At 65.1% G+C, this 13,489-nt stretch carries 15 protein-coding genes; 5 read left to right on the top strand and 10 right to left on the bottom strand.

The window, feature by feature from the left end; all coding sequences use genetic code 11:
• Positions 1-21 precede the first annotated feature (21 nt).
• Positions 22-609 (top strand): GNAT family N-acetyltransferase, encoded by a 588-nt coding sequence (locus ACKWRH_RS04475; RefSeq protein WP_008139934.1) that lies wholly within the window; start codon positions 22-24, stop codon positions 607-609.
• Between the two features lie 119 nt (positions 610-728).
• Positions 729-1,382 carry a hypothetical protein gene (locus tag ACKWRH_RS04480; protein WP_445219483.1) on the top strand — a complete coding sequence of 218 codons (654 nt, stop codon included), beginning with the start codon at positions 729-731 and terminating at the stop codon, positions 1,380-1,382.
• Between the two features lie 197 nt (positions 1,383-1,579).
• Here ACKWRH_RS04480 and ACKWRH_RS04485 read toward each other — a convergent pair whose 3' ends face one another.
• From ACKWRH_RS04485 to ACKWRH_RS04510, 6 genes are all read right to left on the bottom strand, one after another.
• Positions 1,580-2,065, bottom strand: a complete 486-nt coding sequence (locus ACKWRH_RS04485) for a F0F1 ATP synthase subunit B family protein (RefSeq protein ID WP_445219484.1) — start codon at positions 2,063-2,065, stop codon at positions 1,580-1,582.
• Positions 2,066-2,070: 5 nt separating this feature from the next.
• Positions 2,071-2,637, bottom strand: a complete 567-nt coding sequence (locus ACKWRH_RS04490) for a F0F1 ATP synthase subunit B (RefSeq protein WP_445219485.1) — start codon at positions 2,635-2,637, stop codon at positions 2,071-2,073.
• 66 nt (positions 2,638-2,703) lie between these two features.
• Positions 2,704-2,934, bottom strand: a complete 231-nt coding sequence (locus ACKWRH_RS04495) for a F0F1 ATP synthase subunit C (protein WP_007599451.1) — start codon at positions 2,932-2,934, stop codon at positions 2,704-2,706.
• Positions 2,935-2,987: 53 nt separating this feature from the next.
• On the bottom strand, positions 2,988-3,737 hold the full coding sequence (locus ACKWRH_RS04500) for a F0F1 ATP synthase subunit A (RefSeq protein ID WP_007605089.1): 750 nt from the start codon (positions 3,735-3,737) through the stop codon (positions 2,988-2,990).
• A gap of 112 nt (positions 3,738-3,849) precedes the next feature.
• Positions 3,850-4,224 (bottom strand): AtpZ/AtpI family protein, encoded by a 375-nt coding sequence (locus ACKWRH_RS04505; protein ID WP_028148709.1) that lies wholly within the window; start codon positions 4,222-4,224, stop codon positions 3,850-3,852.
• A gap of 135 nt (positions 4,225-4,359) precedes the next feature.
• Positions 4,360-4,650, bottom strand: a complete 291-nt coding sequence (locus ACKWRH_RS04510) for a hypothetical protein (RefSeq protein WP_445222642.1) — start codon at positions 4,648-4,650, stop codon at positions 4,360-4,362.
• On the opposite strand from ACKWRH_RS04510, the gene ACKWRH_RS04515 reads away from it, so the two are divergent.
• Both ACKWRH_RS04515 and ACKWRH_RS04520 read left to right on the top strand, forming a co-directional pair.
• Positions 4,583-5,101 carry a hypothetical protein gene (locus tag ACKWRH_RS04515; RefSeq protein ID WP_445219486.1) on the top strand — a complete coding sequence of 173 codons (519 nt, stop codon included), beginning with the start codon at positions 4,583-4,585 and terminating at the stop codon, positions 5,099-5,101. The genes ACKWRH_RS04510 and ACKWRH_RS04515 overlap by 68 nt on opposite strands.
• 159 nt (positions 5,102-5,260) lie before the next feature.
• Positions 5,261-5,734 carry a secondary thiamine-phosphate synthase enzyme YjbQ gene (locus ACKWRH_RS04520; RefSeq protein WP_445219487.1) on the top strand — a complete coding sequence of 158 codons (474 nt, stop codon included), beginning with the start codon at positions 5,261-5,263 and terminating at the stop codon, positions 5,732-5,734.
• A gap of 63 nt (positions 5,735-5,797) precedes the next feature.
• On the opposite strand, the gene ACKWRH_RS04525 is transcribed toward ACKWRH_RS04520, so the two are convergent.
• The gene (locus tag ACKWRH_RS04525; RefSeq protein ID WP_445222622.1) at positions 5,798-7,423 is read right to left on the bottom strand and encodes an MFS transporter; all 1,626 of its coding nucleotides are present in this window, start codon (positions 7,421-7,423) and stop codon (positions 5,798-5,800) included.
• A 343-nt stretch (positions 7,424-7,766) separates the two neighbouring features.
• On the opposite strand from ACKWRH_RS04525, the gene ACKWRH_RS04530 reads away from it, so the two are divergent.
• Positions 7,767-8,441, top strand: a complete 675-nt coding sequence (locus ACKWRH_RS04530; protein ID WP_445219488.1) for a response regulator — start codon at positions 7,767-7,769, stop codon at positions 8,439-8,441.
• An 11-nt stretch (positions 8,442-8,452) separates the two neighbouring features.
• On the opposite strand, the gene ACKWRH_RS04535 is transcribed toward ACKWRH_RS04530, so the two are convergent.
• From ACKWRH_RS04535 to ACKWRH_RS04545, 3 genes are all read right to left on the bottom strand, one after another.
• Positions 8,453-8,812 carry a hypothetical protein gene (locus tag ACKWRH_RS04535; RefSeq protein ID WP_445219489.1) on the bottom strand — a complete coding sequence of 120 codons (360 nt, stop codon included), beginning with the start codon at positions 8,810-8,812 and terminating at the stop codon, positions 8,453-8,455.
• Positions 8,813-8,906: 94 nt separating this feature from the next.
• Positions 8,907-10,334, bottom strand: a complete 1,428-nt coding sequence (locus ACKWRH_RS04540) for a S8 family peptidase (RefSeq protein WP_445219490.1) — start codon at positions 10,332-10,334, stop codon at positions 8,907-8,909.
• A gap of 201 nt (positions 10,335-10,535) precedes the next feature.
• Positions 10,536-13,376 carry an ATP-binding protein gene (locus ACKWRH_RS04545; protein WP_445219491.1) on the bottom strand — a complete coding sequence of 947 codons (2,841 nt, stop codon included), beginning with the start codon at positions 13,374-13,376 and terminating at the stop codon, positions 10,536-10,538.
• Positions 13,377-13,489 lie beyond the last annotated feature (113 nt).

Raw genomic sequence — 13,489 nt, forward strand, 5'->3', positions numbered from 1 at the left:
TCTGCCCCGGGAAGCATCACCATGGCCCTGTTTCGCCTGCCATCCAGTGGACCCGCCGCCCTCGCGCCGCGCGGCAACGGCCTGTTGCTGCGCGCGCCGCAGATGTCGGACTTCTTGCAGTGGGCGCATTTGCGCGAGTCCAGCCGCGACTATCTCACGCCCTGGGAGCCGATCTGGCCGTCGGATGACCTGACCCGGTCCGGCTTCCGCCGCCGCCTGCGCCGCTATTCCGAGGACATTGCGGCGGACCGCTCCTATCCCTTCCTGATCTTCCGTGAGCTCGACGGCGCCATGGTCGGCGGCATCACGCTCGCCAATGTCCGCCGCGGCATCGTCCAGGCCGGCACCATCGGCTATTGGGTCGGGAAGCCTCATGCCCATCGCGGCTACATGACGGCGGCGCTGCGGGTGCTGCTGCCGACGCTGTTCGGCGAGCTCAATCTGCACCGGGTCGAGGCCGCCTGCATCCCAACCAATGCGCCGTCGATCCGGGTGCTGGAGAAGTGCGGTTTCTCCCGCGAGGGCCTGGCGCGCCGCTATCTCTGCATCAACGGGGTCTGGCAGGATCACCTGCTGTTCGGCCTGCTGCACGAGGATTTCCGCGGCTGAGCTGCCGCTCGTGCTGCCAAAGTCTCCTTGTTTGCTGCCTTGGGTTCGCCGATTTTGGCGATATAAACCGCTGGCCAGCCGGCAATCGGCCGGACAATTGTCATGGAGTATGGGCGTTGATGGTGAAGAAGCTTCGGTCATCGCGGAATGCGTTGCGGCGGGGGACGGGGATCGCGCTGGCGTTGTCGGTCGCGCTCGTCGCCGTCTCGCCGGTGGCGGCCCAGTCCTTGAGCGACCGCTTCAAGAGCCTGTTCGGCGGTAAGTCCGACGAGCCGGCCCAGCCCAAGCCGGCGCCCGCGCCCGGCCAGCCGGCGGCTGATGACGATGTCGATTGTCCGCAGGTCACGGTGCGCGCCGGGGCCTCGACCTACGCGGTCGGCGCTGCCGGCAAACCGGCCGTCGGCAATGAGATCCGCTTCCAGGCCACGATCACCAAGATGGCGCGTGAATGCGCCCGGAACGGCGGCGATATCACCGCCCGGATCGGCATCCAGGGCCGGGTCATCGCCGGTCCCGCCGGTGCGCCTGCGACCGTCGAGGTGCCCTTGCGCATCGCCGTGGTGCAAGGCGGCGTCGGTGAGAAGGTGATCGCCTCGAAGGCTTACCGGACCACGGTCGAGATGTCGGAGGGCGGCAGCGTGCCCTTTACCTTCGTCGCCGAGGATCTGGCCTATCCGACGCCTTCGGCCAAGGTGGCCGATTCCTACATCTTCTATGTCGGCTTCGACCCGCAGGCGCTCTCGCCCGAGCCGAAGGCAAGGAAGAAGAAGTAGGGCAAGATCTCGTGCCCCGGACGCGGCACAGCGCGTAGCGGTGCGACGCAGAGCCGGGGCACAGGAGCTGCGGATACATGGGTCCCGGCTCAGCGTCGCGTCATTTCATGCCGCGCCGCGTCCGGGACACGAGAGTCTTTCTGACAAAAAAGCCGGCGCTCGCGCGCCGGCTTTTTGATTGGTGAAGGCAAAGCCCCTCAGTTCAGCTTCTGCCGAACCTCGTTGATGCCCTTGGCGAGCAGGTCGTCGGCGACCTGGCCCTTGACCGACTGCGACAGGATCGTGGAGGCGGCCTGGACGGCGGCTTCCGCGGCTGCGGCGCGGACGTCTGCGACGGCCTGGGCCTCGGCGAGCGCGATCTTGCTCTCCGCGGTCTTGGTGCGGCGGGCGACGAAGTCTTCCATCTTCACCTTGGCTTCGGTCGCGATGCGCTCGGCTTCGGACTTGGCGTTGGCGATGATGTCGGCAGCTTCGCGCTCGGCGGTGGCACTGCGCGCCTTGTAGTCGGCGAGCACCTTGGCCGCTTCCTGCTTGAGGCGCGTCGCGTCGTCGAGCTCGGCCTTGATACGGGCGGCACGATGATCCAGCGCCGTCATCGCCGACTTGAAGACCCCGAGATAGCCGAACACGACCATCAGGATCACGAAGGCGATGGCGACCCAGGTTTCAGGATCGAAGAACATCTCGACTAACCTTTCAGGGACGCATCGACCGCGGCATTGACCGACGCAGCGTCGGGAACGACGCCGGTAAGCTGCTGCACGATCTGACCTGCCGCATCGGCCGCGATGCCGCGGACGTTGCTCATGGCGGTGGCGCGGGTCGAGGCGATGGTCTTCTCCGCCCCGGCGAGCTTGGCCGCCAATTGTTCTTCCAGCGTCTTGCGCTCGGCTTCCGCCTGCGCATTCGCCTTGTCGCGGGATTCGTTGCCGATCGCCTGTGCCCGCGTGCGCGCCGAAGCGAGCTCGCTCTCATAGGCCTTCAGCGCCGCGTCGGACTGGTCCTTCAGCGTCTGCGCTTCGGCGAGGTCACCCTCGATCTTGTTCTGACGCGCCTCGATCGTACCGCCGACGCGCGGCAGAGCGAGCTTGGACACGATCACGTAAAGCAGGACGAAGAAGATCGCGAGCGACACCAGCTGTGAAGCGTAGTTGCTGCTCTCGAACGGCGGAAAACCGCCACCGTGGTGACCACCGTCAGCCTCGGTGTGAGCGCCCGCCGCCGGACCTTTTGCGCCGCCATGACTTTCAGCCACGGAGTTCTCCTGTTGCTGTCACACGCGCCGTCCCAATGGAATGGAACGGCGCGAAAAACGTCGTCCTCAGAGCGGAACGAACAGCAGCAGCAGCGCGATCAGCAGCGAGAAAATGCCGAGCGCTTCGGTCACGGCGAAGCCGAAAATCAAGTTGCCGAACTGGCCCTGAGCGGCCGAGGGGTTGCGAACGGCTGCGGCGAGGTAGTTGCCGAAGATCACGCCGACGCCGACGCCCGCGCCGCCCATGCCGATGCATGCGATGCCCGCGCCGATAAGTTTTGCTGCTGCCGGATCCATTTTAGACTCCTTGGAAGAAAGATTGGGTTGTGGGTGGAAATTCCCCGGACCGCTCAGTGTCCCGGATGAATGGCGTCGTTGAGGTAGATGCAGGTCAGGATCGCAAACACATAGGCTTGCAGGAACGCGACCAGGATCTCGAGCGCGTACAGCGCGACCGTGAGCGCCAGCGGCAGCACGCCGCCGACCCAGCCGAGCGCGCCGAGCGAGAAGCCGAGCATGGCGACGAAGCCCGCGAACACTTTGAGCGCGATGTGGCCGGCCAGCATGTTGGCGAACAGACGGACGCTGTGGGAGACCGGCCGCAGGAAGAACGACAGGATCTCGATGAACATCACCAGCGGCAGGATGTAGCCGGGGACGCCGTGGGGCACGAAGATCGAGAAGAACTTCAGGCCGTTCTTGGCGACGCCGTAGATCAGGACGGTGAAGAAGACCAGGAGCGCGAGCGCTGCCGTTACGATCAGATGGCTCGAGATCGTGAACGTGTAGGGGATGATGCCGACCAGGTTCGAAACGCAGATGAACATGAACAGCGAGAAGATCAGCGGGAAGAACTTCATGCCTTCCGCGCCGGCCGTCGAACGGATGGTCGAGGCGACGAACTCGTAGGAGATCTCGGCGACCGACTGGAGGCGCCCTGGAACCAGCTGCGTGCCGCTGGCAAGCATCAGGATCGAGATGATCGCGACCGCCACCAGCATGTAGAGCGACGAATTGGTGAAGGCGATCGTGTGATTGCCGATATGGCCCAGGGTGAAGAGAGGCTCGATGTTGAACTGGTGGATCGGGTCGATTTTCATCAGCGCGGCATCTCTTGGTCTGCCGGGCAATGCCGGCGGGTCTCGGTCTGCCGGCCGGGCCGGCCCGTACCGGCATGGCCGGCACGATCATTCCTCTCGTGGTGCGGATCGCTTAGGAACCACCGCGCCTGTTTTGACCCGCGCCTGCCGTTCTCACCACATTCACCACGCCGGCCACGAAGCCCAGCAGCAGGAACACGATAAATCCGAAAGGCGACGTCGACAGCAAGCGGTCGAAACCCCAGCCAATCCCCGCTCCGACAACGACGCCGGCGACCAACTCGGAGGATAACCGGAAACCAAGCGCCATCGCCGAGGCTCTGGCCGCTCTGTCTTCACCGTCACCTGCGGGTTGCTCGGTCTTGATTCGTCGGTCCCGGAATTCGGACAACCGCTGATCAAGATTCCCGAGCCGTTCGGAAAGCGCAGCTTCCTCGGACGATCTATCGCGATCCCCATTCTCGCCGTGCCCCGTGCCCTGTGTCATGCAACGAAGACCCGAAACGCCGCGGCTGAATGGAAATTACGCCCGCCACCCTCAAAAGCCGCGCGGACCATACTGATGGCCCATAATCAAGTCAAGCCAAGTCACGATTGCGTCGCGTTCCATTATGTACCTGATTTACTTGATGATATTGGCGCGCGCGGCAACGCTGCACACAGCGTGACGCCGCACCGCAGCAGCTCTCTTCATGATCGGCGAATGCGACCACCGTTTCGTCCTGCTGGCGGGATCAAAGGGATTGCCGCGATCGTTGATATCGGTGGCGCGTTTTGGGCGGCAGATCACCTCGCCGGGGTGTAGAATGAAGAGAAGCCGCAGAAGCGCCATGGCGGAGAGCGCGATGAGACCAGCAAATTCATCCACAGCATCATGGCTTGCAGCGGCGGTATTCGCCGCGGCGATGACCATCGGCGGCGGCTTCGTTGCCGCACAGTCCGCGCCCGACAGCGAAAACGGCCGCTACAGCATGACGCCCATCCCCGAAGGCGTGCTGCGGCTCGACACCCGCACCGGCACGGTATCGACCTGCAGCAAGAATGGCGCCGGCTGGGCCTGTTACGCGGTGCCCGACGAACGCACCGCGCTCGACGCCGAGATCGGCCGACTCCAGGCCGAAGTCGAGAAGCTGAAGGGGCAGATCGCGGCGGGGCCGACCGTATCCGGCAAGATCGACGAGGCGCTGCCGAAATCCGATCCGCTCAAGAAGGAGCCGAAGGTCGCCGAGGGGGACCGCAGGATCGAGATTCCGCTGCCCAGCGACCAGGATGTCGATCGGGTGATGTCGTTCCTGGAAAAGGCCTGGCGCCGGCTGATCGATATGGCCAACCGCGTGCAGAAGGATGTCTCGGGGAAGATTTGAGGACCCCTTCGCGCTATCCATGCGTTGAGCTGCCGTAGGGTCGGCAAAGGCGTTCCTACGCCGTGTCCACCATGTTTCCATCGTGACGTAAGAAGACGTGGGCACGTCGCTACGCGCCTTTGCCCACCCTACGGCAGTGTTCGATGAACGAGACATTTCATGACATCAGGCAAATCCGTCACGCGTTCGACGCCATCGTCAGTGCAAGCCACCACCGTCGCATCGTCACTGCTGACCGCGCAGACGCCCGGCCGCGGTTTCACCGATCTCACCAGAGAAGCCGCGAAGTTCATCAATGAGGTTCAGGCGCGCGATGGCGCGCTGACGCTGTTCATCCGTCACACCTCGGCTTCGCTGACGATCCAGGAGAACGCCGATCCGTCCGTGCTCGTCGATCTCACCACGGCACTGTCGCGGCTCGCGCCTGAGAACGCCGGCTGGACCCACGACACCGAGGGACCGGACGACATGCCGGCGCACGTCAAGACCATGCTGACGCAGACTTCGCTTCAGGTCCCGGTCTTGAACGGCAAGCTCGCGCTCGGCACCTGGCAGGCAATCTACCTGATCGAGCATCGCGCCCGCCCGCATCGGCGCGAAGTGGTGCTGCAATTCATCGGTAGCAATCAGTAGGCCCCAAAACAAAACCGGCCGCGGAGACCGCGGCCGGCTCGTATAGTCGATCGGTGCTGTCGATCAGGTCGCCTTGATGTCGACGTCCTTGGTCTCGGGCAGGAAGAAGAAGCCGATCACGACGGTAATCGATGCGAAGATGACCGGATACCAGAGACCCGCATAGATATCGCCTGTGGAAGCCACGATCGCGAACGCGGTCGCGGGCAGCAGGCCGCCGAACCAGCCGTTACCGATGTGGTAGGGCAGCGACATCGAGGTGTAGCGGATGCGGGTCGGGAACAGTTCGACCAGCATCGCGGCGATTGGGCCGTACACCATGGTGACGAAGATCACCAGGATGAACAGCAGCCCGACGGTCGCGGCCACCTGCGGACGGAAGATGTCGAACGGATGCGACATCTTCACGATGCCCGCATCGCCCGGCTTCGGATAGCCGGCTGCCTGCACGGCGGCGAGCAGCGCCGGATTGCCGTCCTTGGCGTTGGCGTAGGCAACGTCCTTGCCGTTGACCGCCACCTTCACGCCGGAGCCGGCCGGGCCGGGCACGGTCGAGTACTTGACCGACGCGCCCGACAGGTAGGCGCGTGCGGTGTCGCAGGGCGCGCTGAAGACGCGGGTGCCGACCGGGTTGAACAGGTCGCCGCAACCCGCGGGATCCGCCACCACGTCGACCTTGACCGACTCGATCGCCTTTTCCAGCGCCGGGTTGGCGTTGGTGGTGATCATCTTGAAGATCGGGAAGAAGGTCAGCGCCGCGATCAGACAGCCGCCGAGGATGATCGGCTTGCGGCCGATCTTGTCGGAGAGCACGCCGAACACGATGAAGAAGCCGGTGCCGAGCAGCAGCGACCATGCGATCAGCAGGTTGGCGGTGTAGCCGTCGACCTTCAGGATCGATTGCAGGAAGAACAGCGCGTAGAACTGGCCGGTGTACCAGACCACGCCCTGGCCCATCACGCCGCCGAGCAGCGCGAGCAGCACGAGCTTGCCGTTCTGCCAGTTGCCGAAGGCTTCCGTCAGCGGCGCCTTCGAGCTCTTCCCCTCGTCCTTCATCTTCTGGAAGATCGGGGATTCATTGAGGCGGAGACGGATCCAGACCGAGATGCCGAGCAGCAGCACCGAGACCAGGAACGGAATGCGCCAGCCCCAGGCCGCGAAGTCGGCTTCGCCGGTCGCAGTGCGGGTGAACAGGATCACCAGCAGCGACAGGAACAGGCCGAGCGTCGCCGTCGTCTGAATGAAGGAGGTGTAGTAGCCACGCTTGCCGTTCGGCGCGTGCTCCGCGACATAGGTCGCCGCACCGCCATATTCACCGCCGAGCGCCAGGCCCTGGGCGAGGCGCAGCGCGATCAGGATGATCGGGGCCGCGATGCCGATGGTCGCCGCATTGGGCAGCAGTCCGACGATGAAGGTCGACAGACCCATGATCAGGATGGTGACGAGGAAGGTGTATTTGCGGCCGACGATGTCGCCGACGCGTCCGAACACGATGGCGCCGAACGGACGGACGAGGAAGCCCGCGGCGAAGGCCAGCAGCGCGAAGATGTCGCGGGTTGCCGGCGGATAGGCCGAGAAGAACTGCGCGCCGATGATGCCGGCCAGCGAACCGTAGAGGTAGAAGTCGTACCACTCGAAGACGGTACCGAGCGAGGAGGCGAGAATGACGAACCGTTCGTCCTTCGTCATCCCTCCCGCGCCCGCTTGAGACACAGCCATTGTCGACATGTTGAGTCGCTCCCCGAAATGCGTTTCCTCGCGCCCCGGATGTCCGGTCATGCCGGATCAACCCAGGTCTTGGCTCCAAGGTAACATCGGCGTGAAACCTGCCCCAATACGACTTTCGGCCTTGCGCACTGACGCGCACCTGACGCCGCGGACCTTTCAATCCGGCACGATCGCGCTCGACCATGGGTTAACCCCGTTCCCGCAAAGGGATAATGCCCACTTGCATGCCACGGCCGGTCGGGAAAGAATTGACCAAGGCCCCGGGCCGGCCTACTGGCCCGGTGTGAATGCCAGCAAGAGAACGATGAGCGCTCCTTCGACCCATCTCGTCATTGCCGATGACCATCCCCTGTTCCGCGACGCGTTGCGGCAAGCGGTGGCGGGCGTCCTGACCTCGGCCAGGATCGACGAGGCCGGATCGTTCGAGGATCTCACCAAGCTGCTGGAACAGACATCCGACGTCGATCTGGTCCTGCTCGACCTCTCGATGCCCGGGATCTCCGGCTTTTCCGGGCTGATCTATCTGCGTGCGCAGTACCCGGCCATCCCGGTGGTGATCGTCTCGGCCTCCGACGACAGCGCCACGATTCGCCGTTCGCTCGATTTCGGCGCCTCCGGCTTCATCCCGAAGCGATTCGGCGTCGAGACCTTGCGCGACGCGATCCTCAAGGTGATGGAGGGGGACGTCTGGGTTCCCACCGACACCGACCTATCGGCTGCCGCCGATCCCGACATGACGCGCCTGCGCGACCGCCTGGTGACGCTGACGCCGCAACAGGTCCGGGTCTTGATGATGCTGTCGGAAGGGCTGCTCAACAAGCAGATCGCCTATGAGCTCGGCGTCTCCGAAGCCACCATCAAGGCGCATGTCTCGGCGATCCTGCAAAAGCTCGGCGTCGAGAGCCGCACGCAGGCGGTGATTGCCGCGGCGAAGATCGCCGGCGGTCAGTGGAAGCAGGGCACCACGACGGGATCGTAGATCCCGATCGGTCAGTCGCCTTTTTCGCGCGTCGGCTTGGGCAGGATATCCGGCTGTACCGATTCCAGGATGCTCTTGACGTCGCCATGCCTTGCGAGGGCATCGAAGACGTCGGGCACGTCGGTCGACACCGAAAACGACTTGGCCAAGCGAAACACCTTGCCGAGCTTGATCGCATTGGCCGGCAGATCGAGGCGGGCGCTCATGTCAGTGACGATTTCCCTTGCTTTCTCCGGCAGGTCGCTCGCGGCAACGTCATCGTTCAGGAACACCTGAACTGACGAAGGTTGGCCGGGCTTGGTGGCCTGGCGCAATCGATTGACGACAGCCTTACCTTCCCATTCGGGCGAAGGCTTTGTCTTGTCGGTCATGGCCGGCTCCTGTGCGGGAATCCCTGACGGCCTGGCCAATATAGCGCTTATTGCGGTCGGCTTTTAGCCGGCCGCAACAAGAATTGCCGTGGAGTCAGGCGGGCCGGCGCTTCGAAGGGCTCTTCTTGCGCGATGCGCGCCGCGATGCGGCAACCTTCGGCCGGCGTGCCATCTTCTTGGCGACGCTGCGCGGTGGATGCGACGACGAGCGCCCCCTCGCAGAGCGCTTTTTCGCGGGCGTGCGCCGCCGGGGCGCGACGCTCACCTGCGTGGCGGGGAGCTGCGATCCGGTCAGGAGTTCGTAGGCCTTGACGGCATCGGGGACCCCATGGTTCGCGCGGGCCTCTTCCATCGCCTCGGGGCGCGTGCAGGATCCGATGATGGCGGCTTCGAGCTGGTCCGCCGTTGCGGTCGGCCTGGCTTGCAGCAGAAGGGCTGCAAGACCCGCGACGTGGGGCGTCGCCATCGACGTCCCATTCATGGTCTCGTACTTCTTGCCGGGAACGCAGGACGTGATCGCGACCCCCGGTCCGACGATCGCGGGGCACAAGGGGCTGATCGCGCGGTTGAAGCTCTGGCTGCTGGAGAAATCGGGCACGACGTCGTGCAGGTCGATCGCGCCGATCGACAGCACGTTCGCGTAATTGCCCGGCGAGCGGCTGGTCCGGGGGCCTTCATTGCCGGACGCAATGACCGGCAGAACGTTGGCGGCGCGCAAGGCATCGATCACACTCTGGAATGCCGGCGTGAAGCCGCGCAGTCCGAGCGACATGCTCAGGACTCGGGCGCCTTCGCCGATCACCCAGTCCATGCCGGCCAGGATGCGCTCGATCACCTGCCCGCCCTCGATCACCATCGCGCTCGCGAGCTGGGCATCCGGTGCGACGCCGAAGCGACCCTTGCTGACCGGCCGGCCGACGATCGTGCCCGCGGTGTGAGTGCCGTGTACGCCGCTGTCGCGGGCCGGTGCGTTCGGAACCTGATCTCCCGCCAGGTCGAACTCGGCAAACTTCTTGATGGCTCCGGCCAATGCCGGATGCTTGCCGTCGACGCCGGTATCGAGGTGACCAACCACCACGCCTTGGCCGGTGAATCCTGCCTGCCAAAGGCGTTCCACGTTCAAGCGCTTGATGCCCCAGGTCGGACCGACCCCGGTCTTGATTGGACGGGCTTCGACCGGTTTGATCAGGCTGATCTCCGGAGCCTTGTCGACCTTGCCCACTTGCGGATCAGCCTGGAGCGAAACGAGGCCGCTGGCATCCACGCTGCCGACCGCGAGTCCGAGGTTGGGGTAGATGCGCACGCGGCGCTCGGCCAGGTTCTCCGCTCGTCTGATCTGGCGGCCAGCGGAGCGCGTCGCCGCCGCCACGAGACTCTGTGTCTGGGCAGTGTCCGGTGCGATGAAATGATCCTGCATCGCGCTCTCGGACGTGGCGGCGGCCGCCGCCCTGTCCTTCATCGTGACAATCACTTTGACATAGCCAATCGCGGCCAGTGTATCCTCGAGGCTGGACCCTGCCATTGTCGTGGCTCCGGATGATTGAAATGGACGTGCTAAAGGCAATCAACTGAATAGGTTCAACATGCGATAAAATGCTCGCAGTGGTTGATGCTAGTCCATTTCCCGGGAGTTGCAACGAGAGAGGATGTCGCAGGGATACGCGGCGCAAACCTCGAACATCGCGATACCGTTTCGGCCAACGCCTGGCCGCCGGTGCGCTTCCTAGAGTGTCTCCAACAACTTGTTGGCGATCCCGATATCCGAGGTCTGTGAGCCGTCGGAGAAGCCTCCGAGCGCCGATCGAAGCAACCTCTTCGCGTCCGCGCGCTGGCCGCGCCCGGCGATCAATTTCGCGAGATCGATCGCCGCTCGCAACTCCCAGGCTTTCGCATCCGAGCGGCGGCTCAGGTCAAGCGATCGCCTGAAGTGGTTCTCAGCCTCATCGGTGGCGGGCTGCGGCAGTGACAGCAACACATTGCCCTTCATGCGCAGCAGCTCGGGCATGTAGAGATGATCGCCGCCTTGCTCGACGAGGCCGATCGCGTCGTCGATCAGGCGCGCACTCCGCTCGATCTGCCCGAGTGCCAACAAGCCATGCACGAGCGCGATGTTGAACGTCGTGGTGAGCAGCTCGTAGCCGGCGTCGTGGAGTTCGCGCAGACAGGCCCGTATCGTCGCGACGCCGCCGGCGGCGTCGCCGCGCCGGATCGCCAGCTCGCCTTTGACGCCCCGGCCGACCGCGAGATAGGGGCCCATCGAGCGCGTTTCGGCATGTGCGATGAAGCGGTCGATGTTCTCTTCCGCGCCGTCGAGATCCCCGCTCCAGAGATCGATCGAGACCGCCCAGATCAGCGCGATGCAGAGCGTGATCGGATGGTCCATCTGCGCGGCCTCGGTAACCGTCTGCCGCGCCAGTTGCCGCGCATCCGCCGGCCGGCCCTGCAACCAAAGCTCGCGCGCGAGCGAGATGCCGGCCCGGTTGCGGTGATCGAAGCCGTGGACCGTGCTGATCCGCTCCGTGCCCGGCCCGTGCCAGGCGGCCTCCAGCATGCTCAGGGCGTCGCGATGCTCGCCGGCCAGATGCAAGGAGACACCCAGCAGCGAATGGGCAAGGGCGATGGAGGCGGCATCGCCGAGCGCCTCGGCGACCGTGAGGCTCTGCTGCGCATAACCGAGCGCGGCGTCGAACTGTCCCATCCGCTCGTGGAAGATGTGCATGCGGCCGAGCAGCTGGAGCTGGTTCGGCGCGTCGCCGCGCGCCTCGGCGATCGCCAGGCTCCTGCTCAGGGCGGCACGCGCAGCTTCGCTGCCGCCACGCGTGAACATCAAGGTCAATCCGAGGGCGGCCTGGATGTGCATTTCCTCGGTGCTGCCGCGCGCGGGCGGATCGATCGCAAGCAGCGCCCGTTCCGACCAGCGCCGGCATTCGATCAGCAGCGACATCGCGAGAAAGATCGGAGCCGCGGCGGCGGCGAGCCCAATGCCGATGCTTGCGTCGCCGCCCGTGTCGAAGCACCAGTCCAGCGCGGCGCGCACGTTGTGAAGCGCGGAGAAATGGATCGCACGTTCGTCGGCGCTCGGCACCGTCGCCCATGTCGTGCCGGCCTGCTCCAGCCATCGCCGGTAGTAGGTTGCGTGGCGGGCGGCAAGCGCGGTCTCGTTCGGCTCGATCTCGAGCAGATAGGCGCGCGTCGTGTCGAGCAGGCGGTAGCGCATCATGGCGCCGATCGGTCGCGGCGCGACCATCGACTTGGCGACCAGGCTGTCGATGGCATCGAACAGGCGCGAGCGGTCGACGCGCTCGTCCGGCACGATTTCAAGCGCGGCGTCGATGGTGAAGTGACCGGCGAAGACGGCGAGCCGGCGCAGCACGAGGCGCTCGGTGTCGGACAGGAGCCCGTAGCTCCAGTCCAGCGTCGCTTGCAACGTCTTCTGCCGGGGCGGCGCGGTGCGCTGGCCCTGCCAGAGCAGATTGAGGCGTTCGTCGAGCAGTGCGGCCGTCTGCTCCAGGCCGTAGGCCTCGACCCGGCCGGCGGCGAGCTCGATCGCCAGCGCCATGCCGTCGAGCTTGCGGCAGATCCCGGCGACGATCGCGGCATTGGCGTCGTCGAGCGCGATCTGCGCGCCGCCGGCCATGGCACGTTCGAGGAAGAGTTGAAGCGCGGGATAGGTCTGTGCGGCAGCCGCGGTCAGCCCGGGATTGTCAGGGGGAACGGCGAGCGGCGCCAACCGGTAGACTTGCTCGCCCTCGACGCGCAGGGCTTCGCGGCTCGTGGCGAGGATATGGACATGGGGCGCGGCTTGAAAGATTTCTGCTGCCAGCGGCGCCGCGGCGGCGATGACGTGCTCGCAATTGTCGAGGATAAGCAGCATCCGCTTGTCCCCGAGATGGGCGAGCAGTGCAGGGAGGGGATCGTCGGTCTGCGCCGGCAAGCCCAGCATCAGCAGGATCGAGGTGATCACGAGATCGGGATCGCTGAGCGCGGCGAGGTCGACGAAATGTGCGGCGTCGGAGAAAGTCTCGAGCAGGTCGTGCGCGATCGCCACCGCAACGGCGGTCTTGCCGACGCCGCCCGGGCCGACGATCGTGACGAAGCGCGAGCCGATGAGCCTGTCGGAGACGGCGGTGACCGCATCGTCGCGCCCGACCATCCGTTGCAGCCGGTTCGGCAGCTTGACGGGCGGTAGTTCCGTTCGTTGCGCGGGACGCCGCTCTGCCGCGATTTCCGCCTTCGAGATCGGCGCCACGAAGCAATAGCCGCGGCCGGAGAGCGTGGTGATGTAGCGGGCGCCGTCCTTGCCGTCGCCGAGCGCCTTGCGCAAGGCTGCGACGTGAAAGCGTAGATTGGCTTCTTCGACGGTCAGGCCCGGCCACACCAGCGCCATCAGATCCCATTTGCTGACGACCTCGTTCGGCCGCGACATCAGCGCAATCAGCGTGTCGAAGGCCTTTGCGCCGAGCGGCAGCGCGACGCCGTCGCGCATCACGAGCCTTTCGTGCGATGTGACGGTGAATGGCCCAAACGACAGGGTTCCCGTTGCGGTGCCGGACGGCTCAGTCATGGTGGAATTCTGGTCCTTTCGATGGGATCGCATAGCCAGATGATCACGATCCGGCAAGGTCGCTGCCGCATCGGGAGCAGACCGCAAATGCAGGCCTCGTGAGGGACTGGAAG

It is taken from the genome of Bradyrhizobium sp. Pa8, from assembly GCF_052588265.1.